The organism is Streptomyces sp. NPDC111516, assembly GCF_055635345.1.
Map to the genome: position 1 here is coordinate 1 of NZ_JBVKBV010000035.1, position 21,367 is coordinate 21,367.

Annotated in this window: 22 protein-coding genes and 3 pseudogenes; 16 read left to right on the forward strand and 9 right to left on the reverse strand. The window is 69.3% G+C overall.

Features of this window, described 5'->3' with window-relative positions:
* Positions 1 to 176: 176 nt before the first annotated feature.
* Positions 177 to 554, forward strand: a complete 378-nt coding sequence (locus tag ACZ7L9_RS35265; protein ID WP_471421616.1) for a nuclear transport factor 2 family protein — start codon at positions 177 to 179, stop codon at positions 552 to 554.
* Positions 555 to 681: 127 nt separating this feature from the next.
* Positions 682 to 864 carry an IS110 family transposase gene (locus tag ACZ7L9_RS35270; protein ID WP_471421656.1) on the forward strand — a complete coding sequence of 61 codons (183 nt, stop codon included), beginning with the start codon at positions 682 to 684 and terminating at the stop codon, positions 862 to 864.
* On the opposite strand, the pseudogene ACZ7L9_RS35275 reads toward ACZ7L9_RS35270, so the two are convergent.
* A pseudogene (locus ACZ7L9_RS35275) lies at positions 841 to 1,275 on the reverse strand (helix-turn-helix domain-containing protein); the annotation flags it as partial. The gene ACZ7L9_RS35270 and the pseudogene ACZ7L9_RS35275 overlap by 24 nt on opposite strands.
* A 132-nt stretch (positions 1,276 to 1,407) precedes the next feature.
* Here ACZ7L9_RS35275 and ACZ7L9_RS35280 point away from each other — a divergent pair.
* The 4 genes from ACZ7L9_RS35280 to ACZ7L9_RS35295 all read left to right on the forward strand — a co-directional run bounded on the left by ACZ7L9_RS35280 (position 1,408) and on the right by ACZ7L9_RS35295 (position 4,185).
* On the forward strand, positions 1,408 to 1,953 hold the full coding sequence (locus ACZ7L9_RS35280) for an amino acid permease (protein WP_471421617.1): 546 nt from the start codon (positions 1,408 to 1,410) through the stop codon (positions 1,951 to 1,953).
* Between the two features lie 54 nt (positions 1,954 to 2,007).
* Positions 2,008 to 3,267 carry an arginine deiminase gene (locus ACZ7L9_RS35285; protein WP_471421618.1) on the forward strand — a complete coding sequence of 420 codons (1,260 nt, stop codon included), beginning with the start codon at positions 2,008 to 2,010 and terminating at the stop codon, positions 3,265 to 3,267.
* A 266-nt stretch (positions 3,268 to 3,533) separates the two neighbouring features.
* Positions 3,534 to 3,896 carry a DUF4190 domain-containing protein gene (locus ACZ7L9_RS35290; protein WP_471421619.1) on the forward strand — a complete coding sequence of 121 codons (363 nt, stop codon included), beginning with the start codon at positions 3,534 to 3,536 and terminating at the stop codon, positions 3,894 to 3,896.
* 106 nt (positions 3,897 to 4,002) lie between these two features.
* Positions 4,003 to 4,185, forward strand: a complete 183-nt coding sequence (locus ACZ7L9_RS35295) for a hypothetical protein (RefSeq protein WP_471421620.1) — start codon at positions 4,003 to 4,005, stop codon at positions 4,183 to 4,185.
* Between the two features lie 61 nt (positions 4,186 to 4,246).
* Here the strand turns inward: ACZ7L9_RS35295 and ACZ7L9_RS35300 are convergent, their stop codons facing one another.
* The 3 genes from ACZ7L9_RS35300 to ACZ7L9_RS35310 all read right to left on the reverse strand — a co-directional run bounded on the left by ACZ7L9_RS35300 (position 4,247) and on the right by ACZ7L9_RS35310 (position 7,147).
* Entirely contained in the window at positions 4,247 to 5,134 is an 888-nt protein-coding gene (locus tag ACZ7L9_RS35300; protein WP_471421621.1) for an alpha/beta fold hydrolase, read from the reverse strand.
* 2 nt (positions 5,135 to 5,136) lie between these two features.
* Positions 5,137 to 5,514, reverse strand: coding sequence for a DUF6204 family protein (locus ACZ7L9_RS35305; RefSeq protein ID WP_471421622.1), 378 nt, complete (start codon positions 5,512 to 5,514; stop codon positions 5,137 to 5,139).
* A 163-nt stretch (positions 5,515 to 5,677) separates the two neighbouring features.
* The gene (locus ACZ7L9_RS35310; RefSeq protein WP_471421623.1) at positions 5,678 to 7,147 is read right to left on the reverse strand and encodes an MFS transporter; all 1,470 of its coding nucleotides are present in this window, start codon (positions 7,145 to 7,147) and stop codon (positions 5,678 to 5,680) included.
* A 102-nt stretch (positions 7,148 to 7,249) separates the two neighbouring features.
* On the opposite strand from ACZ7L9_RS35310, the gene ACZ7L9_RS35315 reads away from it, so the two are divergent.
* The gene (locus ACZ7L9_RS35315; RefSeq protein ID WP_471421624.1) at positions 7,250 to 8,005 is read left to right on the forward strand and encodes a TetR/AcrR family transcriptional regulator; all 756 of its coding nucleotides are present in this window, start codon (positions 7,250 to 7,252) and stop codon (positions 8,003 to 8,005) included.
* A gap of 167 nt (positions 8,006 to 8,172) precedes the next feature.
* On the forward strand, positions 8,173 to 8,886 hold the full coding sequence (locus tag ACZ7L9_RS35320; protein ID WP_471421625.1) for an ArsR/SmtB family transcription factor: 714 nt from the start codon (positions 8,173 to 8,175) through the stop codon (positions 8,884 to 8,886).
* 214 nt (positions 8,887 to 9,100) lie between these two features.
* Here the strand turns inward: ACZ7L9_RS35320 and ACZ7L9_RS35325 are convergent.
* From ACZ7L9_RS35325 to ACZ7L9_RS35335, 3 genes and pseudogenes are all read right to left on the reverse strand, one after another.
* Positions 9,101 to 9,273, reverse strand: a pseudogene (locus ACZ7L9_RS35325) (IS630 family transposase); the annotation flags it as partial.
* Between the two features lie 87 nt (positions 9,274 to 9,360).
* A complete protein-coding gene (locus ACZ7L9_RS35330) occupies positions 9,361 to 9,999 on the reverse strand; it encodes a LysE family translocator (protein WP_471421626.1) in 639 nt (212 codons plus the stop codon).
* A gap of 126 nt (positions 10,000 to 10,125) precedes the next feature.
* Positions 10,126 to 10,266: pseudogene (locus ACZ7L9_RS35335) on the reverse strand (ISAzo13-like element transposase-related protein); the annotation flags it as partial.
* Positions 10,267 to 10,361: 95 nt separating this feature from the next.
* Between ACZ7L9_RS35335 and ACZ7L9_RS35340 the strand changes: the two are divergent.
* The 3 genes from ACZ7L9_RS35340 (at position 10,362) to ACZ7L9_RS35350 (ending at position 14,339) form a co-directional block, all read left to right on the forward strand.
* Positions 10,362 to 10,838, forward strand: a complete 477-nt coding sequence (locus ACZ7L9_RS35340; protein WP_471421627.1) for a DUF6643 family protein — start codon at positions 10,362 to 10,364, stop codon at positions 10,836 to 10,838.
* 303 nt (positions 10,839 to 11,141) lie between these two features.
* Positions 11,142 to 11,750, forward strand: a complete 609-nt coding sequence (locus tag ACZ7L9_RS35345; protein ID WP_471421628.1) for an Rv1733c family protein — start codon at positions 11,142 to 11,144, stop codon at positions 11,748 to 11,750.
* A 153-nt stretch (positions 11,751 to 11,903) separates the two neighbouring features.
* On the forward strand, positions 11,904 to 14,339 hold the full coding sequence (locus ACZ7L9_RS35350) for a right-handed parallel beta-helix repeat-containing protein (RefSeq protein ID WP_471421629.1): 2,436 nt from the start codon (positions 11,904 to 11,906) through the stop codon (positions 14,337 to 14,339).
* Here the strand turns inward: ACZ7L9_RS35350 and ACZ7L9_RS35355 are convergent.
* Positions 14,309 to 16,705, reverse strand: coding sequence for a hypothetical protein (locus tag ACZ7L9_RS35355; protein ID WP_471421630.1), 2,397 nt, complete (start codon positions 16,703 to 16,705; stop codon positions 14,309 to 14,311). The two genes, ACZ7L9_RS35350 and ACZ7L9_RS35355, sit on opposite strands and share 31 nt — an antisense overlap.
* A 187-nt stretch (positions 16,706 to 16,892) precedes the next feature.
* On the opposite strand from ACZ7L9_RS35355, the gene ACZ7L9_RS35360 reads away from it, so the two are divergent.
* From ACZ7L9_RS35360 to ACZ7L9_RS35370, 3 genes are all read left to right on the forward strand, one after another.
* A complete protein-coding gene (locus ACZ7L9_RS35360) occupies positions 16,893 to 17,729 on the forward strand; it encodes a DeoR/GlpR family DNA-binding transcription regulator (RefSeq protein WP_471421631.1) in 837 nt (278 codons plus the stop codon).
* 66 nt (positions 17,730 to 17,795) lie between these two features.
* On the forward strand, positions 17,796 to 18,248 hold the full coding sequence (locus ACZ7L9_RS35365) for an SRPBCC family protein (RefSeq protein WP_471421632.1): 453 nt from the start codon (positions 17,796 to 17,798) through the stop codon (positions 18,246 to 18,248).
* Between the two features lie 230 nt (positions 18,249 to 18,478).
* Positions 18,479 to 18,955 (forward strand): SRPBCC family protein, encoded by a 477-nt coding sequence (locus tag ACZ7L9_RS35370; protein ID WP_471421633.1) that lies wholly within the window; start codon positions 18,479 to 18,481, stop codon positions 18,953 to 18,955.
* 38 nt (positions 18,956 to 18,993) lie between these two features.
* On the opposite strand, the gene ACZ7L9_RS35375 is transcribed toward ACZ7L9_RS35370, so the two are convergent.
* Positions 18,994 to 20,130, reverse strand: coding sequence for a PLP-dependent cysteine synthase family protein (locus ACZ7L9_RS35375; protein ID WP_471421634.1), 1,137 nt, complete (start codon positions 20,128 to 20,130; stop codon positions 18,994 to 18,996).
* A 204-nt stretch (positions 20,131 to 20,334) separates the two neighbouring features.
* Here ACZ7L9_RS35375 and ACZ7L9_RS35380 point away from each other — a divergent pair, with 204 nt between their 5' ends.
* Complete coding sequence (locus ACZ7L9_RS35380; protein WP_471421635.1) at positions 20,335 to 20,652, forward strand: hypothetical protein; 318 nt, start codon at positions 20,335 to 20,337, stop codon at positions 20,650 to 20,652.
* Positions 20,653 to 20,841: 189 nt separating this feature from the next.
* Complete coding sequence (locus ACZ7L9_RS35385; protein ID WP_471421636.1) at positions 20,842 to 21,366, forward strand: ATP-binding protein; 525 nt, start codon at positions 20,842 to 20,844, stop codon at positions 21,364 to 21,366.
* The last annotated feature ends 1 nt before the right edge of the window (position 21,367 follow it).

Sequence of the window (21,367 nt, forward strand, 5' to 3'; positions counted from 1 at the left end):
CCACCGCAATCTCGTCCGGAGTCACACTCCCTCAACGACACACCGAACCCGAAAGAAACGCACCACCACAGCCGACCTGACCAAGCACTACTAGCGCTGTGACCGGGATGGTTCACCGTGATCGGAAGGCGGCTCACGGGACGAGCGCACGCGAAACGGTCTGGTATTACTGGGGCATGCAGGAAGAGACCGCGCGCTCCGCAATCGACACGTTCATCTCCGCGTTCAACGCCTCGGACGACAGCTATGTGACTGTCCTGCTCTCCCGGGCCCTGACCTCAGACGTGGTCTTCTGGGGGCCATTGGGTCGCAGCGAAGGGATCGAGGCGGTCGAGCGGTTTGTGCTGGACATCAGGCGCCACCCGGCAGGGACCGGTACGATGGTGCGCTGCTCAGCGGTGGACATGCCTAACGAGTGGGCCCGGTACCAGTGGGTCTTCACCACGCCGGATGGAGGCCCCCGCCTGGCGGGAACGGACGTCGTCCATCTGCGGCGGAGCCTCATCGACCAGGTCATCGTCTTCGCGGGGGAGATCGAGCCGTCCACCTCCTGAGTCATCCTTCTCCGGCGCCGTCTTTCTCCTAAACTTGCCCCGTTCGGCGCTCCGGGGCTGCGGTTCGCGGTTGATCAGGCTGCGGTGTTGAGGGGGCGTCCGCCCCAGCGGATTTGGCGGTGGGGCCCTGGCCAACCACGGTCAGAGTCCCCGGTACGTCACCGGTTCAAAGTTCGCAGCGTTCAAGAAGAGCTTCAGCGGCCAGGGCAAGTCCGACTTGAAGGACTCCTACGTCATCGCCGAGTTCGCTCGCTGTCTCCGGCGGCAGACAGTCCCTGTGCCAGCGCCTCCGGGCGAGCAGGCAGCGTAACGCCTCGCGGCCGATCCGGATGACCCGCCCGTGGACTTTGCGCAGGTAGGCGACGAGTTTGCGCAGTGACCAGCGGGTGAAGGGCTGGCCGAGCTTGGTCGGGCGGGTGGTGGCCGTCTGAACGAAGAAGTCCTCGTCGTCACGACTGAGTAGGCGGGGACGGCCTCCCGCCCACCGAGGGTCCAGACAGGCCAGGCCGATCTCGTTGAAGCGGTGGATCACATCCCGGACGGTGTCCTCATCGGCCTGCACCAGCTGGGCGATCACCGGCACCCGGTTCCCGCCAGCCGACGCCAAAAGCATCATCGCGCGCCGGTAGCGCACCGAGCTGGTGCTGCCGCGGCGCACGATCTGCTGCAGTTTCTGCCCTTCCTGGTCGGTCAGTCTGCACACACGGACAGGCTCGGCCACTGCACCTCCAGCGATCGGATCGGAGCTCGCCGCACATCCAACCGCCACGACCGCCAACCCGGCGAACCTATACGGTCACAGCACTAGCGACCCCCGGGGCCACGACACCGGGGCGCATCGACGAGGAATGACATGACTGACACCGGCAGCAGCGCCGAGACGGCAGCCGCCGAACCGCGGGCGGCGGTCAAGCTCACCCTGCTGACCCTGACGGCGAGGGTCGTCGGCTCGATGGTGGGCGCCGGAGTGTCCCGGCACGCCAAGCGCCGCGAGGACGTCGACCCCGCCACGATCCTCGGGTTCCTGCGCGTCTTCGCCATCTTCGCCTCCGTCACCATCGTGTCGTACGGGCTGATGCCGATGAGCGAGATCGCCGAGCTGCGCCAGTCCTCGATGGCCGGAGTCCTGGAGCACGCGGTCGGCACCTGGGGCAAGGTCTTCGTCAGCGTCGGACTCATCATCTCCGTCCTCGGTGCCTATCTGGCCTGGACCCTCATGGCCGCCGAGGTCCTGATCTCCTTCATCCTCTACGCCCCCGCGACGCTCCTGTTCATCAGGGCCCGACGCGAGCAGAACCGCCGGCTGTTCTCCCCGGCGGAGGCCATCATCTGTGCCGTCTCGGCCGTGGGGGCCGTCGTGGGCGTGATCGCCCTGGCGACCGGCTGGATCGAGCTCTGACGACCACCCACTCACATGACCTGATCACCGACCCGTCCGACCGAAAGGCACACCGTGACGAGCACCGACACCACCGAGCCGGCCCTCGGCGTCCACTCCGAGGTCGGGAGGCTGCGCAAGGTGCTGGTCTGCGCACCCGGCCTCGCACATCGCCGGCTCACCCCCACCAACTCCGACGACCTGCTCTTCGACGACGTGATGTGGGTGGAGAACGCCCAGCGCGACCACGCCGACTTCGTCGACAAACTCCACCGGCGCGGTGTCGAGGTCGTCGAACTGCACGACCTGCTCGCCGAGACGATGGCCATCGCGGAAGCCAGGACATGGCTCCTCGACCGCAAGATCACCGCGAACGAGGTCGGCATCGGGCTCCAGGACGACACCAGAGCCTTCCTTGAAACACTCCGGCCCCGCCGGCTCGCCGAGTTCCTCATCGGTGGCCTGGCCACCACCGACCTGCCCGACGACTTCCGCTCCCCCTACGTGGCCCTGGCCCGCGAGTCCACCGGCGCCCGCGAGTATCTGATGCCTCCGCTGCCCAACACCCTCTACACCCGCGACACCACCTGCTGGCTCTACGGCGGACTGACGATGAACCCCCTGTACTGGCCCGCCCGCCACGACGAGACCCTGCTGATGAAGGCGGTCTACACCTTCCACCCCGACTTCAAGGGCTCCACGGTGTGGTGGGGCGATCCAGAACGGGACTGGGGCCGGGCCACCTTCGAGGGCGGCGACACCATGCCCGTCGGCAAGGGCGTGGTGCTCATGGGCATGAGTGAACGCACCTCACGCCAGGCCATCACCCAGGTCGCGGACGCCCTGTTCAAGAACGGCGCCGCCGAGCACGTGATCGTGGCGGGCATGCCCAGACTGCGCGCCGCCATGCACCTCGACACTGTCTTCACCTTCGCCGACCGCGACCTCGTCACCCTCTACCCGAAGATCATGGACGAGGTCCACACTTTCTCCCTGAGGCCCAGCGACAAAGCCCCCGGGGTCGAGATCACCGATGAGGGCACGACCCCGTTCGTCGAGGTGGTCGCCAAGGGGCTCGGCCTGCCCGAGCTCAGGGTGATCGAGACCGGCGGCGATGTGTACGCCTCGGAGCGCCAGCAATGGGACAGCGGCAACAACGCCGTCGCCCTCGAACCCGGCGTCGTCTTCACGTACGACCGCAACACCCAGACCAACACCCTCCTGCGCGAGGCCGGCGTCGAGGTGATCACCATCGTCGGCGCCGAACTCGGCCGCGGCCGAGGCGGCGGCCACTGCATGACCTGCCCGCTGGCCCGGGACGCAGTGGCCTTCTGACATCATCGCCTGAATCACCGCAGCCCGCGGCGAACGTGCCCGCCGCCGCGCGAAGACACTGTCGCGTCCGCCGACCTACGACAATGGCCCGCCTCCGGCCGTACCGGACTGCCCCGGATATCCGGGGCACGCAGGGCCGTTGGGCCCGGAGCGCGGGGTGCGAACGCGCAGTTCCAGCAGGCCGTTCACTCAGCCGCTCGACGCGGCTTGCCGGTGTGGCCGGAGCTTCTCGTAGAGTGGCCAGCCGAACTGACGGGGGATCCATCGTGACCAGCAGCATTGAACGAACAGCCGCGCCGGAGACCAAGGGGCGCAATACGCCCGCCCGGATCAGCATCTGGTCGGCCGCGTTGGGTGCCGGCCTCATCGTGGCCGCTTTCGCAACGCCGATGCTCTGGGTGCTGTACGCGTCGTACTACACCTTCTTCATGGGCTTGTTCGGGCTCGTCGCCATCCCGGCCGGGCACCTGGGGCGTCGCCGGGGTAGACGCCTGGGCGGCAGGGACCGCGGGCTGGCTCTGCTCGGCATCGTGACCGGCTGGCTGCTCCTCCTGTGCGCCCTGCTCCTGGTGCTGGCGTACGTCGGATTGATCGCCGGGCTCGCTCTCCTGACCGACGCGGCACGCTGAGGGCGCGGCAGTTCCCGGCCCCACGGCCGGCTGTTCCTACGGGAAGAAATGCTGGTGCGTGGTCTTTGGCCGCGCACCGGACGTGCGTGAGGCCGGGCTCCCGGTCATGCCCCGGGCCACCTGGCCTCACGCCGAGGACCTCGCCCACGCGGTCGCCGCCGAGATCGCCCCGGACAACACCATCGACACGTACGCAAAGTCGTGGCGGGTGTGGACCCGGTTCTGTACGGCGACCGGCCTGCCGGAGACCGAGGGGTCGCGCGGCGCCCTGGTCGCGTTCGCGACCTGAGTGCTGCGCGAGGGCCAGCAGGCCGGAAGCCGGTTCCACTCCTGGCCGAGGTACTGCTGACTCACCCGCGCGCGGTGTGAACGGCTACGGCGTCAACGATTGCGGGCCAGAGTTCTCGCGGCCTGTCGTGGCCCATGTCGGCGAGCAGCATCAGCTGTGCGCCGGGCACGAGTTCGGCTGTTCGCTTCCCTCCACTAGGGTCTATCAGGGTGTCGTCGAGGCCGTGGACCACCAAGGTCGGCACGGTGAGGTGGGTGAGCGCCTCGGCGCGTGATCCTGCGAGGATCATCGCTCCGAGCTGGCGGCCGATACCCGTTGGGTAGTACGCGCGGTCGTAGCTGCTGGCGGCGAGTTCTCGGATGCTCTCGATATCGGTGTAACGCCGGGAGGCCCAGATGGCTTCTTTTTCAGATGCGCGGATGTACCCGTCACGGTCTGCAGGCTTGGGGCTGAACAGCACCTGCTGGGCTTCGGGGCTGGGTTGTCCGTATTCGGGCTCGCCGGTGGAGGACATCATCGATGTCAGGGTGAGGCACCGCTCGGGGCGGGTAATCGCTATGGTCTGGGCGATCATTCCACCCATCGATGAGCCGAAGATGTGGGCGCGGGTGATGCCCAGTGCGGTAAGTAGGCCCAGACCGTCGTCGGCCATGTCCTGCAGCGTGTAGGGGATCATCTCCTGAGCAGTGGAGATGTCGCCGGTACTCACGGCTGCGATGAACTGATCCATGTCAACTGGGCAGGCGTCGAACTTCGTGGACAGGCCGCAGTCGCGGTTGTCGTAGCGGATCACGTATCGCCCTCGGGCGGCGAGCATGCGGCAGAAATCTTCGTGCCAGGAGATCATTTGTGCTCCGAAGCCCATGACCAGCAGGATGGGCGGATCGGCGGCGTCACCGAAGGTGTCATATGCGATGGAAGCCCCGGAGGGGACGTCGATGATGGGCATTGTTACTCTTCTCGATCTTGACGTGAGTCGCGTCGCTTTTTTACCTGTGGGCGTTTGATCTTCACGTCGTCCAGGCAGGTCGTGGTGGTCGTCAGGTTCTTGAACGGGATCGTTGCGGATGTCAGGTAGTCGATTGCTCTGACCTCGGCTTCCACTGCGGCAAGGTCGTCGGCCTCGGCAGCGCTGTCCGCGTCGATTCCAATGAGGTAGCGGAACGTGAATCTGGTCAGGGTGGGGCTGTACGTGAACGTTCCTTCTTCGGTGAAGGCCGCAGATCGTAGGTCGTGCTCGGGCTGCTCATCGATTAGCCGTGTACGGGCTGGCGGGCCGGGCCGGTCGAACTGCCCGGCCACCTGAGTTCTGTATGTCCTCACAGTCATGCCGTCCCTCCTTTTGGGAACGGTAGGGGCGTTGTACGTTCCACCGCGCCCCAAAACGGGCGCGTAGGCTTCTTCACTGCCGCGTAGACCTCCGGATATACGCGTCCGGCCTGGGTCTTTCAGCGTGGCCACCCGGTCGCGTCTCCCCGATGGATCGCATCTCTCACTGATCAGGGGCGTTCTGGGCGTGGCGTGGCAGCAGGAAGGTGAGGATGAACGCGGCCAGGATGAATCCGGCGCTCAGGTACATCGCCGTCGAGGCGGCCTCGCGGAACGTCCCGATGCGCGTGGCTGCCGTGGACGCGCTCAGAAAGTGGAAGAACGTCGTGCCGAGCACGGCGACGCCGAACGCTCCGCCCAACTGCTGCACCGAGGTCAACGCGCCGGAGGCGGAACCGGCTTCGCGGGCATCCACACCCGCGAGCACGATGTTGAAGAACGGAGCCATCGTCAGCCCCATCCCCACGCCCAGCAGACCCAGAGCAGGTGCCATCGAGACGATGCCGATCGTGTCGCCGGCGAAGTGAAGCGTGAGCGCGAAGCCACCGAATCCCGCCGCGGTCATCGCCTCGCCGAGGAACATCAGCCGACGGCCGAGCCGGACGTTCAGCGGCCGGGACACGACGAAGCCGACGATCATTCCGAGCGCCTGCGCCAGCGTCGCCAGACCCGCTTTGAACGGGGAATAGCCGAGACCAAGCTGGACCAGCAGCGCGAACACCACCGAACAGCCCATCAGCGCACCGAAGAGCATCAGTCCGGTCGCCAAACCCGCAGTGAACGCCGGCTTGGAGAACAGCGACGGCGCGATCAGCGTGCTCTTCTTCCGCCGCTCCCGGAAACGCTCGACGAGTCCGAACACACCGAACAGCCCGAGGCCGCCCACCATCAACAGGTAGGTCCACCACGGCCAGCCGAGTTCGCGTCCCTGGATGAGCGGATAGATCAGCAGAACCATGGCCACCGAGGCAATCGTGCCGCCAACGAGATCGACCCGGAACCCGCGATCAGGCTGGGACGCCGGGAGAAGTACGAGGCCGACAAGACCGGCGAGCACGCCGACCGGCACGTTGATCGCGAAGATGGTCCGCCACGACCAGCCGAACAGGTCCAGATCGATGAGCCAGCCCGCCAGGATCGGCCCCGCTACCGCCGACAGCCCCATCACCGGCCCCAGCGTGCCGAATGCGGTCCCGGCTTCCCTCGGCGGGAAGATCTCCTTGATCATCCCCAGCCCCTGCGGAATCATCACCGCCCCGAACAAGCCCTGTAGGACCCGGGACGTCTGCAGCATCTCGGAATTCGACGACAGCGCGCACGCCAACGACATCGCGGTGAACCCCGCCATGCCGATCAGGAACACCCGGCGACGGCCGAACACGTCACCAAGGCGTCCACCGATCAACAAACCGCTGGCCATCGCAATCGTGTACCCGGCACCCAGCCATTGGATCAGGGTCTCCCCCCCGCCGAGGTCACGCACAATGCTCGGGCCTGCAACCGACGTGACCAGCGAGTCGAGCATGTCCATTACCTGCGCGGCCAGGATCACCCACAGCGCGCGCCAGCGCAGCGGGTAGACGCTACCCGGCACGGACGCCGAAGCCTGCCCTTCGGCAGAGACGGTAGTCATGCACTTCCTCAGATCTCGAAGACAAGCTCACGATCACCGATCGTGAAATTAACGAACACCGTTCTATAAGCGAACAGTGTTCGTGTCAACTATGCTGCGGTCATGGCCCCCCAAAAACCATCCGGCCGTACGGCACGCTCTGTCGACTCTCGCGCCTCAGCCCGGCGACGCCACCGCGTCCTCAGCCGGGATGCGATCGTCCAGGTAGCGCTCCAGATCATCGATGCCGAAGGCGTCGACGAAGTCTCGATGCGGCGCGTCGCGGCAGAGTTCGACACCGGCCCCGCGAGCCTTTACGCCTACTTCGACAACAAGGACGCGCTGCTGCACGCCGCTCTCGACCGGGTCCTCGACCAGATGCCGATACCTGACGGCGAGGACTGGAAGAGCATGGTGCGCAACCACGCCCACACGAGCCGCACCCTCCTCGCCGGCCACAACGACCTGGCTCGGCTGACGTTCGCGCACATTCCCAGCAGCCTGAGGATGTTCGACGCCGCCGAGGCACTGCTCAGCAGCATGATCGAGTCGGGAGTCCCGCCCCACTCCGCCGCGTGGGCTCTCGACACCATCTCCGTCTACGTCGCAAGCACCGTCTACGATGCGTATCTCAAACGCACACGCTTCAGTGACGACAGCGGCCGCAACCCCGAGGAACTCCGCGCAGCCCAGTTCCTCGCCGGAGTCGGCCGGGCCTTCGCCTCCACATCACCTACGCGTTTTCCTTACCTGATCAAACATGCCGACGCTCTCATGGCCGGAACCCAGGACGACCGTTTCGCCTTCGGTATCGATGCCCTCATCGTCGGCCTCGCCGCGCAAGCGGGTAAACCGGTTCCCGGAGATTCACTTGAGTAATCCAGCCGGACTTTGGGATTTGTACTGGTCAACGGCCTAGCGGTGGGGGGTGAGGCGGCGCGCCCCCGGTGCAGCTGCAGGGCGTACTGGCGTGCCCTGTGCATTCGGCGACGCTAAGGCGTGGACGCTTCGATGGACGCCGAACCGAGGACGGCGACAATTGGGGGATGGACATTGAGCGCGCAGGTCAGGACGTGGGCGTGGACCTGACGGCCGTGGCCAGGCTGCTGGCCGACGGGACCCGGGCCGCCTTCTGTCTGGCGCTGCTTGACGGCCGGGCGTGGACGGCGAGCGAGCTCGCACGTCATGCCGGGGTCGCGCCCTCTACCGCGACATCGCATCTGAACCTGCTCGTCAGCGGCGGACTCCTCGTCGAGGAGCGGCACGGACGCCACCGCTACCTTCGGGTGGCCGACCGCCGCGTGATCGAGCTGATTGAGAGCCTCGCCGAGCTGGCCCCGCAGCAGGCCGCCCGACCACGATCGTTGTCGGCTTCCGGCCGCCACCAGGCACTCGCACGTGCTCGGCTGTGCTACGACCACCTGGCAGGATCCGTCGCGCTGGCGATCACCGACGCGATGGTCGAGCGCGGGCTGCTGGCATGGGGGCCCGAGCCGGGTCTGACCGATGGGGGCACGGCCTGGCTGGCCGAGGTCGGTATCACCGTGCCGAGTGGCTCGCGCCGGCCGCTGGTGCGTGCGTGCCTGGACTGGACCGAGCGCCGCCCCCACCTGGCCGGCGCCATGGGCGCCGCCCTGTGCGGCCACGCACTCTCCGCCGGCTGGGTCACCCGGATCGACACGACCCGCGCGCTCGCCGTGACCGCTGCCGGTCGCCGGGCGTTCCACGACCACCTGGGCCTGCCGCCGGCTGGTCTCTGACCGCTGGGCAGCCGTCGGCAACGCAGACGCTGATGGAGGTACGACGCCCAGGTCCGCTTCCCGATCGCGCGTGCCCGTCATGTTCTCCCGGGGCTGAGAGGCCTTGCTGCAACATTCGCGTAGGCGCTCGTCCTGCCCGAGCGACGCGAGATCAAGAAGATCGCGAAGTCCAAGCCGACGACGGACGAGTTCGAGCCCCTCAACCCCATGCCCCGACCGGTTTGATGTGGCCGTAGAGCTTGTCCTCGCCCAGGTCCAGGGCGGCGAAGTGATGACGCACGCCGCCGTAACGGTGGTACGTGGCCCGGCGTCGACGACGCGGCTCACACTCGGGTTCCTGTGCTTGCCGCCGTGCTCGGCCCACTGCTGAGCGGAATGGGGCATGAGGGCACGTCGCGGACCTGCCAATCGCCCCACTCACGAAGATCGCCGCCTGTGGGGATGCCCGCCCTGCTGACGCGCTGGGTCGGGTATTCAGTTGCTGAGAGCGAGCCGGACACCGAAGGCGGCGATGACGGTCCCGGTGATCCGGTCGAGCAGGCGGCGGGCTTGCGGCTTGCGCAGCCAGCCGTGCAGCACGCGGGCGAAGCCGATGAGGACGGCCGACCACATCAGACCGAGAAGGATGTGCACTGCGGTAAGCAGGAGTCCCATGGCAAAGTGATTCACGCCGTCGGGGACGAACTGAGGCAGGACGGCGACATAGAACGCGCCCATCTTCGGGTTGAGAAGGTTGGTGAGTGTCCCTTGCCGCCAGCCGTCCCCGACCGAGTCATTGCCGGTGAGCAGAGCGGAGTCGCTGCTGCCTGGGGCGGGCATGCTCTGGAAGGTGTTCTGGAACATGCGGGCGCCCATCCAGATCAGGTAAGCGGCGCCGACCCAGCGCAACGTCACGTAGGCGACATGGGACGCCGTCAGGAGCGCGGTCACTCCCAGGGAAGTGAGCGCACCCCACAGGAGCGTGCCGGTCTGGATTCCGAGGACGACGCCCCAGGCTCTCCTGTGCCGGCCAAGGGCTGAGGTGCGCAAGATCAGAGCGGTGTCGAGACCAGGAGTCAGAGTGAGGAGCCCTACCACCAGGGCGAAGGACCACAGCGCGGTGCTTATTGCCATGGGATGCCAGCGTACGACACCGATCCCCTGACCTGCGCACGACCCCTTCGTGGCCGTCTGCGCGTGCCTGAGTTCTCTGTGCATAGCGACCCAAGCCCTGACTCAGGGGCTGTCTCCTGGATCAGACGGGATCGACTTGCCCGGTCCTTGTCGGTCCAGGACGTCGTGGGTCTTGACCAATACCGGTTCAGCGGCGGGTCGCCACTGGTGGCCCGCGTTCTTGTAGTCGCCGACGAGTTCCCTCTTCTTCGTGTCCACGCTGACGATGTTTCAGCAGGTCAAGCGGACAGAACCAGCGTAAAACGGATGACCCCAAGATTAGGACTCCCCAACCGGCACATCGTGGGCTTAACTTAGGTGTCATGACCTCCCCCCGCTCCACCTACGGCGGCGGCTACTACGCCGCACCGTCGTTCCCCGACACTCCGATCTACGACTCGCTGGTCGCGGAGCGGGGCACCCCTCAGATCGCCCCGATCCGAGTGCCTGCTGCCTATGACACCGGCAACAGCTATCTGCCGGCTCTCCCGGCGGCCCTGCCGGCTCTTCCCGCGGCGCCCTCCCAGCCCGGCCCGTCGTACGGCCACCAGCAGCCGGCCCAGCAGGGTTACGCGCCGGTGCAGCCCCCGCAGTTGCAGCAGGCCCCGGCACCGTACATCCCGCAGCAGCCGACCGCGACCCGCGGCGGGTACCAGGCGGCGCCCTACACGCCGCAGCAGCAACGGCCCGCGCCGGGCACCGGGTACGAGGCGATGCGTCCGGCGTCGCCGCGCCCCGCCCCCGCGCCCTCTCCGTACGAGGACCCGTACAACCGCCCGCACCAGGGCCGGGGGTACTGAACCGGAGAGTCGCACACGGTCGTACCGAGGTCGTCGTCGAGCCATGGGGACTCGCCGGCGACCTCGACGTTCCCGCACCGGGCCGGGTACCGCCCGCCCTGCACCGTGCCGCCCTCCTCGGCCCGTACGGCCTCTCCGGTCGCTCGCGCGTCCCGGACGGGCCGTCAGCTTCCTTCGGTGGGCGGGGAACTCACAGGGTCGGTCCGTGCGTTGTCCCGGGGTGAGGTTCCTCTCTCTTCGCCGCTTCAGCGCGCGAAACGCGCCGTATCGGGTTAAGACGGATACGGAAGGGGGTGCGGGGCTGTGCGAGCGGTTACGGGCGTGTGGCGTTGGCGGCACAATCCCCTGCGCCGCGCCACTGACCGGCGCGAGGCATGGGTGGCATTGGTCGCGCTGATTCTCATGGTGCTGGCGGCGCCGGCGCTGGGCTGGCGGTGCGGATCGTTCACCGACGAGGCCCTGCAGAAATCGGTGCGAGCCCAGCGGGCCCAGCGCCATGCCACGACCGCGGTCGTGCTGCGTCGGGCGCCGGAAGCGCCACATTTCGTCACCGATCCCGAGGTGTCCTCGGAGCGCACCCAGCAGACCGTGGTGGTGGCGCGCTGGAAGGCTCCGGACGGCACCGACCGCCACGGTACGGTGACCACCCTCTCCCGGAGGACCGGACCGGGGGCCGAAGTGAAGATCTGGACGGATCTCGACGGCCACCCCGCGCCGCGGCCCATGGACGCGTCGACGGCCCATACCCACGCGGCGCTGGCGGGGTTCGGGGCGACTCTGCTCGCCGTCGCACTGATCGAGGGCGGCCGCCGACTGATCGTCTGGCGCATGATGCGGGGGCGGTACACCCGGATCGACCGGGACTGGGCCGAGGCCGGTCCTGACTGGGGCAGGACCGGGACCGGCAGCTGATCAGCTGGTGATCGGGTCAACTCCCGCCCGCCGCGCGCGCTACGGTGGACCGGCCCGCCCGCTTCCTCGGCGGGCGGACCCGGGTTTCGTCGTTGCCGGAAGGCCGGTTGACCCGGGCATCACACACGCACGAGGTGGGGGCACAACAGCGCCATGGCACAGGGCACGGTCCAGGTGACGCACACCGGCACATCGCGGTGGCGGCGCCGCACAGGCGAATACGCCTCCCTCACCGCAGCCCTGGAGGCCGCGGCCGACGGTGATGTCCTCACCATCGGGCCCGGCACCTACCGGGAGAATCTGGTCCTGCACCGCGCGGTGACCCTGCGCGGCCCCGAGGGCTCGGCGGGCTCCGTACGGATCGCGCCGGTCGACGGCGTGCCGCTGACGGTCCGCGCCTCCGCCGTCGTCTCGGACCTGCATGTGGAGGGCCAGGACTCGACTGCCCCGGCGCTGCTCGTCGAGGACGGCGCACCGGAACTCGCGGATCTGCGGATCGTGACCCGTTCCGCCGCGGGGATCGAAGTGCGCGGTGCGGCCCGGCCCACCGTGCGCCGTTGCACGGTCGACAACCCGGCCGGAGTCGGCATCGCCGTACTCGACGGTGCGGGCGGCGTGTTCGAGCAGTGCGAGGTCGTCTCGGCCGGCCAGTCCGGCGTCTCGGTGCGCGACGGTGCGCATCCGCGGCTGGAACGCTGCCGGATCCACCACGCGTCGGGCGCGGGGCTGAGCGTCACCGGGGAGGGCAGCGGTCTGGAGGCCGTCGGCTGCGAGGTGTACGAGATCAAGGGCAGCGGAGTCCAGGTCACCACTCGCGCGGCCGCCCACCTCACCGAGTGCACGGTGCACCGCACTTCGGCGGACGGCGTCACGCTGGACACCGACGCCGTGCTGACGCTGGCCGACTGCGACATACACGACATCCCGGAGAACGCGGTGGATCTGCGTTCCCGTTCGGTCCTCACCCTGACCCGCTCCACCGTGCGCCGGTTCGGCCGCAACGGTCTTTCGGTCTGGGATCCCGGCACCCGCGTCGACGCCAACCAGTGCGAGATACATGACAGTACGGGCGACTACCCGGCCGTCTGGGTGAGCGACGGCGCGACGGTGATACTGGACTCCTGCCGGGTCCACGACGTGCCGGACGCCATCTTCGTGCTCGACCGGGGCTCACGCGCCGACGTGGTGGACAGCGATCTCTCCCAGGTCCGCAACACCGCGGTGTCGGTGAGCGACGGGGCGACCGCCCAGCTCGACGACTGCCGCATCCGCGAGGCGTCCACCGGCGCCTGGTTCCGCGACCACGGCAGCGGCGGCACACTGAACAACTGCACCATCGACACCGCGCAGACCGGAGTGATCGTCACCAAGGGCGCCGACCCGACGATCGAGCGCTGCACGGTCACCTCGCCCACCGAGGCCGGTTTCTACGTCTCCGCCGAGGGCCGCGGCACCTTCCACAGCTGCCGGGTCACCGGCAGCGACGGCTATGGCTTCCATGTGATGGACGGCTGCCGTACGACGCTGACCCGTTGCCGTACCGAGCGGTGCGCCCGCGGTGGCTACGAGTTCGCCGAAGGCGGTGCCCACGGCGACGGGCAGGGAGCGGGGCCCGTCGTGGAGGACTGCACGAGCGACGAGAGCGCGCTGCGCTCCCCCGCTCCCCCGGCCCCGGCCGTGCTGACGGCGACCCAGTCGGCCCCCGGACTGCTCGGCGCGGTCCCGGGGCAGCGGGCCGCGGAGCCCGGCCCCGCCGAGACGCCGAGCCCCGAGCCGGTGCGTGAGTCGGACGCCGTTCTCGCGGAGCTGGACGCGCTGGTGGGCCTGGACAGCGTGAAGCGGGAGGTACGCGCCCTCACCGACATGATCGAGGTCGGCCGTCGGCGCCGGGAGGCCGGGCTCAAGGCCGCGTCGGTCCGGCGGCATCTCGTCTTCACCGGCTCCCCCGGCACCGGCAAGACCACCGTGGCCCGGCTGTACGGCGAGATCCTTGCCTCGCTCGGGGTGCTGGAGCGGGGCCACCTGGTCGAGGTGTCCCGAGTCGATCTGGTCGGCGAGCACATCGGCTCGACGGCCATCCGCACCCAGGAGGCCTTCGACCGGGCGCGCGGCGGGGTGCTGTTCGTCGACGAGGCCTACGCCCTGTCGCCGGAGGACTCCGGCCGGGATTTCGGCCGCGAGGCGATCGACACGCTCGTGAAGCTGATGGAGGACCACCGGGACGCGGTGGTCGTCATCGTCGCCGGCTACACCCACGAGATGGAGCGGTTCCTCACCATCAACCCCGGTGTGGCGTCGCGGTTCTCACGGACCATCACCTTCAGCGACTACGAGCCTGCCGAACTGCTGCGGATCACCGAGCAGCAGGCCGAGGAGCACGAGTACAGCCTGGCCTCCGGGACCGGGGAAGCGCTGCTGAAGTATTTCACGGAGCTTCCCAAGGGCCCGGCGTTCGGCAACGGCCGTACCGCGCGGCAGACGTTCGAGTCGATGGTGGAGCGGCATGCGGGCCGGGTCGCCCAGCTCGCCGATGCGAGCACGGACGACCTCAGCCTGCTCTACCCCGAGGATCTGCCCGAACTCCCCTGATCCCGCAGCGCTTTCCGGGCTTGCTCCCCGTCCCCCTGGCGTGGCAGGACCGGTTCGAGCCGGTCCAGCAGCGCGGCCCGTTCCTGGGCGAAGACCGGGTCGGCCTGGTAGTCCGAGTGCCCCAGAACCGGTTCGGGCAGCGGATGTTCGGGGGTCCGTCCGTAGACCAGGGGGTCCTTCAGCGGCCCCCGGTCCACCTCGGGCCCCGGTCCCTCGTCGAGCCGGACCCGGCCGCCGATCGGGTCGGTGGGCCGCCAGAGGTTGCGCCAGCAGTGCACGGACCGGTGCAGCCCGTGCAGCGGTCCGGGGCCGAAGTAGGCCGGGAACCAACGCGCGTACAGCCGTTCGATCGGCGATCCGTAGGTGAGCAGGGCGACCCGGCTCCGGGTCTCCGGAGGCAGCTGCCAGACCGCGGACGCCGCGAGGACGCTGCCCTGCGAGTGGCCCGAGATGACGAGTCTGCCGTGGGTGAGCCGGGTCCAGCCGGACATCCGTGACGCCAGGTCGGGGACGGCACGCTCGGCGTAGCAGGGTGGTGCGAAGGGGTGGGCGGCGCGCGGCCAGAACGTACCGACGTCCCAGAGAATGCCGATGGTGCGCCGGGCGGAGGCGTCGCGGTAGGCGCGCCGTCCCCAGGTGACGAAGAGTATGAAGCCGAGCCCGATCATCCAGGAGCCCGTCGACTGGGCCGCTTCGGCGACGGACTCGATGAACGGCCCGCTGCCCTTCATCGCCAGGCCGGGCACCTCACCGCTCGCCCAGGCTCCGCAGACCGCCGCCACACCGAGCAGCAGCGTGGCGCCGGAGATCGGGCCGAGGATCCAGGGCGCGGAGTCGGTGAGGGCCGCTGTGGCCCGGATCCGGGCGATCTGCCGGGTCCGGGCGGGGTCCGGCCGCTCCTGCCCGTACTCCCGGTCGATCTCGGGCTCCAGGGCGCGGGCGGTGAGCCAGGTGCGTACGAGCAGCACGGCGCCGGGGACCGCCAGCAGCACCAGGAGCACAGGGATGACCGAGGCCTGCCAGCTGAGCAGCACCGGGGGCCCCACGATGAGGGCGCTGCGGCCCATGCCCGGGGTGCCGGAGCCGTCGAGCCAGTCGGCGACGCGCTGGGCGACCCCGCCGGTCATGACGCCGCCGAGAGCGCAGGCGAGCATGGCGACCACCGGTCCACCGAGTCCGTACATGACGGTGCGGGGTTCGGGGGTCTTGCGGTACAGACCGAGTGACACCACAGCGAGGACGACGACGAGCGCTCCCTGGCCGAGTGTGACGATGCTGAAGGTGACGTCGCCGGGCAGGGCGCCCGCCGAGACCCAGGCTGGACGCGACCAGACCGCGTACACCGCGGCCAGGACGAGCAGGGCCAGGGCGGTGCCGGGCAGCCAGGTGATGAGGGCACGGTCGAGCCGGTTGTCGAGACTCCGTTCGCTGCGGCCGCGGCGGCAGACGACCCACAGCACGACGAGCGCGCCCAGGACCAGCGCCGCTTCGATCAGCGATCCGAGAACGCCGGGCACGGGGCCGGTGACGGCGCGGTCGTGGCGGGCCGCGGCGCCCGCGACCGACGCGGCGACGGTGAGGAATCCGGCGGCGGTGTGGGCGGCACGCAGCCGGGCGACCAGTCGGCGGCCGTACCAGAACCCGGGCCGGGCGAGGGCCGGACGGCCACCGGCCGGGGTGCCGGAGGTGTTCGGATCGGGTGCGGTCTCCGGGTCGGCGTCGTCCGGTCCGGAGGCGGTGAGCGGGCGTTGCGATTCGTACGCGCTCCAGGTCCGGTTGGACAGGAACCAGAGCAGCCCGACCAGCGCGGTCGGCACGAGCGCGGCGAGGGCGAGCCGTCGGCCCGGCTGGGACCACCAGCCGCCGTGTGCCGTCGACAGGAAGCCGAGCCAGGACCGCTGGTCCGAACAGTGCGGCACACCCGCGCACTGCCAGGCCGTCAGATCGAGCGCGACCTCGCAGGCCGCCGCGGTCAGCAGGACCGTGAGGCTCAGTGCGACGAGCCGGACGAGGACCCCGTACAGGCGCACCGCGCGGGTGCGGCTCCGGGCGGTGGGGCGCATCCAGTGGGCGAGGTTGACCACCATGAACGGGAGCAGCAGCAGCCACAGAGCGCGGGAGCCGTTGCCGGAGGTGAGGTTGGACCAGCAGTAGGCCTCGGCGATGGGCCGGTCGCGGTACCGCTCGGGGTGCTGTTCGGCGTCCATGTCCCCGGCCCGCCGATACATGGCGGCGGTCGCGTCGCCGGTGACCCGGACCGGCCGCGGATCGTCGAGCATCTCCTGCGGGGTGGCTCCGCCCACGCCGTGGACCAGCAGTTCCAGCGCGGGCCCCGGACTCTGCGGGGCCTGGGTGGCAGGTGGCACTGGAGTGACTCGCTCTCTCGGTCGTGGGGGAAGGCGCTGATGCGCGGTCACCAGGATCACGGACGAGGGCCGGTGTACGCACCGCTCTCACGGAATCTCCCCAGTGCGACGGCCGACGACACCGCGTGGCAGGATGACCCCGTCCGAAGAGACTGCTGCACGGCCTGAGGGAAGGACCGGACCGGCGTTGAGCGAGAATCAGAACCTGCTCGCGGAGCAGCGGCGCGCCCTGATCCTCGACGAGGTGCGCAGGCGTGGTGGGGTCCGGGTCAATGAGCTGACCCGCAGGCTGAACGTCTCGGACATGACCGTCCGCCGGGATCTGGACGCGCTGGCCCGCCAGGGTGTGATCGAGAAGGTGCACGGCGGGGCCGTTCCGGTGGTCGAGGCCAGTACGCACGAGCCCGGTTTCGAGGCCAAGTCGGCGCTGGAGCTGACCGCCAAGGAGGACATCGCGCGGGCGGCCGCGGCCATGGCGGTGCCCGGCACCGCCATCGCGCTCTCCGGTGGTACGACGACGTACGCACTCGCCCAGCAGTTGCTGGACGTACCGGATCTGACGGTGGTGACCAATTCGGTGCGGGTCGCCGATGTGTTCCACTGCGCGCAGCGGTCGGGGTCCGCGGGCGGGGCGCGTGCCGGGGCCGCCACGGTGGTGCTCACCGGTGGGGTACGGACTCCGTCGGACTCCCTGGTCGGCCCGGTCGCGGATCAGGCGATCGCCTCGCTCCACTTCGATGTGCTGTTCCTCGGGGTGCACGGGATCTCGGTGGAGGCCGGCCTCTCGACGCCGAATCTGGCGGAGGCCGAGACGAACCGCCGTTTCATCCAGTCGGCGCGGCGTGTCGTGGTGGTAGCCGACCACACCAAGTGGGGAACGGTGGGACTGAGTTCGTTCGCGCCCCTGGAGCAGGTGGACACGTTCGTGACGGACGCGGGTCTGTCGGCCGGCGCCCGTGAGGAGATCGAGGAGCATCTGCCGGGCCTGCTGGTGGCGGGCCGGATCGCGGACGACGATTCCTGAGCGGACCGGGCGCTGTGTCGCTTCCGCTCAGCTCGGACCGGGCGGTGCACGGCCTAGGATCGTGCTGTGGCCGTCTTCCGGATCGAGCGTTTCACCCATCTGTCCACAGCCGAGTCCTGGTGCCGGGTGACGGACTGGGAACGGCACGCGGCGACGGTACCGCTGACGACGATCAACGTCCTCACGGGGCTGCCGACCGGGATGGGGACCGTCTTCGTGGCGCGTACGGGCGTCGGGCCGCTGGGTTTCGACGATCCGATGGAAGTGGTGCGCTGGACCCCGCCCGCCGCCGGGCGCGCGGGGCGGTGCCGGCTGGAGAAGCGCGGTTCGCTGGTGCTGGGCCGGGCGTCGCTCGATGTGTATCCGACGGATTCCGGATCCCATGTGGTGTGGGTGGAGGAGCTGAGTGTCCGGCGGCTGCCGCGGTGGGTCGATCCGTTGATCGCCGCGGCGGGCCGCCGGGTCTTCGGTCGGGTGCTCGACGGCATGCTGGACCGTCCGGTCGGTCCGTGTCCGTAGGGCGGCGCGGTCCGGCGGGGCGGTGGCGGTGCGGGGAGCCCGGGTGACCGGCCCGGACCTTCGGTGAGCAGGCGCGGGCGGCGTGACGCGCAGCGGCCGCACGAGTGACCCCGCAGCGCTTCTCCGCATAACGTCCTTAGGAGCAGGGACATCTGACGGTATGACAGCTATGGTGTGCGCGCCCCGTACGACCCGTACGCTGCCGATCGACCGCACGGGAGGTGCGATCCATGCCACGCCGACTCCGTTCCGTGGGCCTCGATTTCGTCGAGTCCGCTGCCCTGCGACTGGTCTTCGCCGCCGAGGTGTCCGCGCCTCCCGAGGCGGTGTACCGTGCACTCGCCGACGATGTGGCGGGCTGGCCGAGCTGGTTCACCTCGGTGACGGCGGCCCGGCCCACCGAGGAGGGTGCGGGCCGCGAGGTCCGGCTCCGGGGCGGTGCGGTACTGCGCGAGTCGATCCTCGCGGCGGAGCCCGGCGAGCGGTACGCCTACCGGGTCGATGCGTCCAACGCCCCTGGTCCGAAAGCCCTGGTGGAGGAGTGGCGGCTCACCCCGGCCGGGACCGGGACGCGGGTGCGGTGGACGTTCGCCGCCGACGGTTCCGCGCCCGTCCGGTTCGCCCTGCGGGTGGCCCGGCCCGGGATGGGCCGGGCGTTCCGGGACGCCGTACGCAATCTCGACAGGCGGCTGGCCGGGCTCCCCTGAGTGCGGCCGCGGACCGGGCGCACCGCGCCCCGTCCGTGCTATCCGGGCCAGTTGCCGCTACTCAGGAAGGAGTCGATGGTCCGCGTGTACGGGGCGATGTCCAGGCCCTGTTCGGCGAGCCAGCTGTCGGAGTAGTACTTGTCGAGGTAGCGGTCGCCCGGGTCGCAGAACAGGGTGACGATGCTGCCGGTGCTGCCCTGTTCGACCATCTCCGCGACCAGTTTGAACGCGCTCCACAGCCCGGTACCGGTGGAGCCGCCCGCCTTCCGGCCGATGGCACTCTCCAGGGCGCGCACGGCCGCGACACTGGCCGCGTCCGGCACCTTCATCATCCGGTCGATGGCCCCGGGCACGAAGCTCGGCTCCATCCGGGGCCTGCCGATGCCCTCGATCCGGGAGCCGCAGTCGCTGGTGGCCAGGAGGTCGTGGTGGGTCCAGCCGTCGAAGAAACACGAGTTCTCCGGGTCGGGCACGCAGATCCGGGTGTCGAACTGCATGTAGTGCACATAGCGGGCGATGGTCGCCGAGGTGCCACCGGTTCCGGCCGTGGCGACGATCCACGTCGGCTCCGGGTAACGCTCCAGCCTCAGCTGCTGGTAGATCGACTCGGCGATGTTGTTGTTGCCGCGCCAGTCGGTGGCCCGTTCGGCGTAGGTGAACTGGTCCATGTAATGACCGCCGGTGTCGGCGGCGAGCATGGCGGACTCCTCGTACAGTTTCCGCGAATCGTCGACGAAGTGGCAGCGACCGCCGTGGAATTCGATCAGCCGGCACTTCTCGGGACTGGTGGTGCGGGGCATCACGGCGATGAACGGCACACCGATCAGCTTGGCGAAGTACGCCTCCGAGACGGCCGTCGAACCGCTGGACGCCTCGATCACCGGCCTGCCCGGCCGGATCCAGCCGTTGCAGAGCCCGTAGAGGAAGAGCGAGCGGGCCAACCGGTGCTTGAGACTGCCGGTTGGGTGCGTGGATTCGTCCTTGAGGTAGAGGTCGATGCCCCAGGTCTCGGGCAGCGGGAAGCGCAGCAGATGGGTGTCGGCGGAACGGTTGGCGTCGGCCTGGACCTTGCGGACGGCCTCCTTGAGCCAGGCCCGGTACTCGGGGTCGGAGCGGTCGATGTCGTTGGTCGCGGCGACCCGGCCGTCGTCTGTGTGGTTTGCGGTGCCCTTCAACGCGTTCCTCCTCGTGTCACCGGACTCTCGCCCTCAACGATATTCCCCCTACCTGCAGAAACGTTCACTTTGATGCTCCATAGCCCTGCCTTGGCCCGGCCGGACGGGACGGTTGCCGCATTGCTCCGGGACGCGGCCTGGCGCGCCGGTCCCGGATGCGTGCAAACTGCCCGACAGAGGCGTTACGAAGGGGGCGAAGCGGTCATGCCGGAAACGGAGTTCAGCGCGACGGGGGTACGGATCGAGCGGTGGGCCCGCTCGCTCACGAGGGCCGGGCAGGTGATCGTCAAGGACGGCAGGCTGGCCCTGCTGACCAGTTACGGACGGGAGATCGACAGCGCTCCGGTGGCGGCCGTGAGCGCGGGCAGGCCGTGGTTCGCCGGAGCCGGGGCGGCCGTGGCACGCCTCAACGGGACGCGGTACCGGCTGACCATGGGGCAGCGCAACCACGGTCCGGACAAGGCCGGACCGGCCCACCGTTTCCTCGAGACGCTGCGGAGCGCGGGCGGCCGGATGATCTGACGGAGCAACCGCGCCGGAACAGCGCGAGTTGCGGAGCCGTGGCCCCTGAGCGACATTGGTCACGCGTCACTCATGGTTTACCAGCGGTGACACTGAGATCCGTCACCGCCGGTCCGGATTCAGCAGTCCGTCATCTGCTGGATCCGCCCCTCTCGTCTTCTTCCGGACCTATTTCGGGGAGTCGCAGCCGTGATCAGCGAGCCAAGCAGGCACTGCACGGTGGAGCTCCAGGCCCTGCCGTCGCGGATCGGTCAGGTCCGCAGAATCGTTTCGGCGCAGCTGCGCTACTGGCATCTCGATCCGTTGATCGACCATGCGGCGCTCGGCGTCACCGAACTGCTGACCAATGTCCACCGGCATGCCCAGCCGGACAAGTCATGCACCGTCGAGATCGAGTTGCTGCTCGAACGGCTGACGGTGTCCGTCCACGACCACGACCCACGGCTGCCGACCGTGTGCGACCCCAGTACCTCCAGCACGTCGGGGCGCGGGCTCGCACTGATCGCCGCGGTGAGCGAGAGCTGGGGCGTCCGCCCGAGCGGCGGGGCCGGGAAGGTCGTCTGGTTCACCCTTCCGGCACCTCCTCCCCTGTTCACCGGGCGGCCACCGCACTCGGTGTACGGGGCGACCACGGACGGGCCGTTCGAGCCGGACGCCGTCACGTATCTGGAGAGCCGTACGCCCTCCGTCGCCCGGTCGGCGGTGGTCGGGTAGC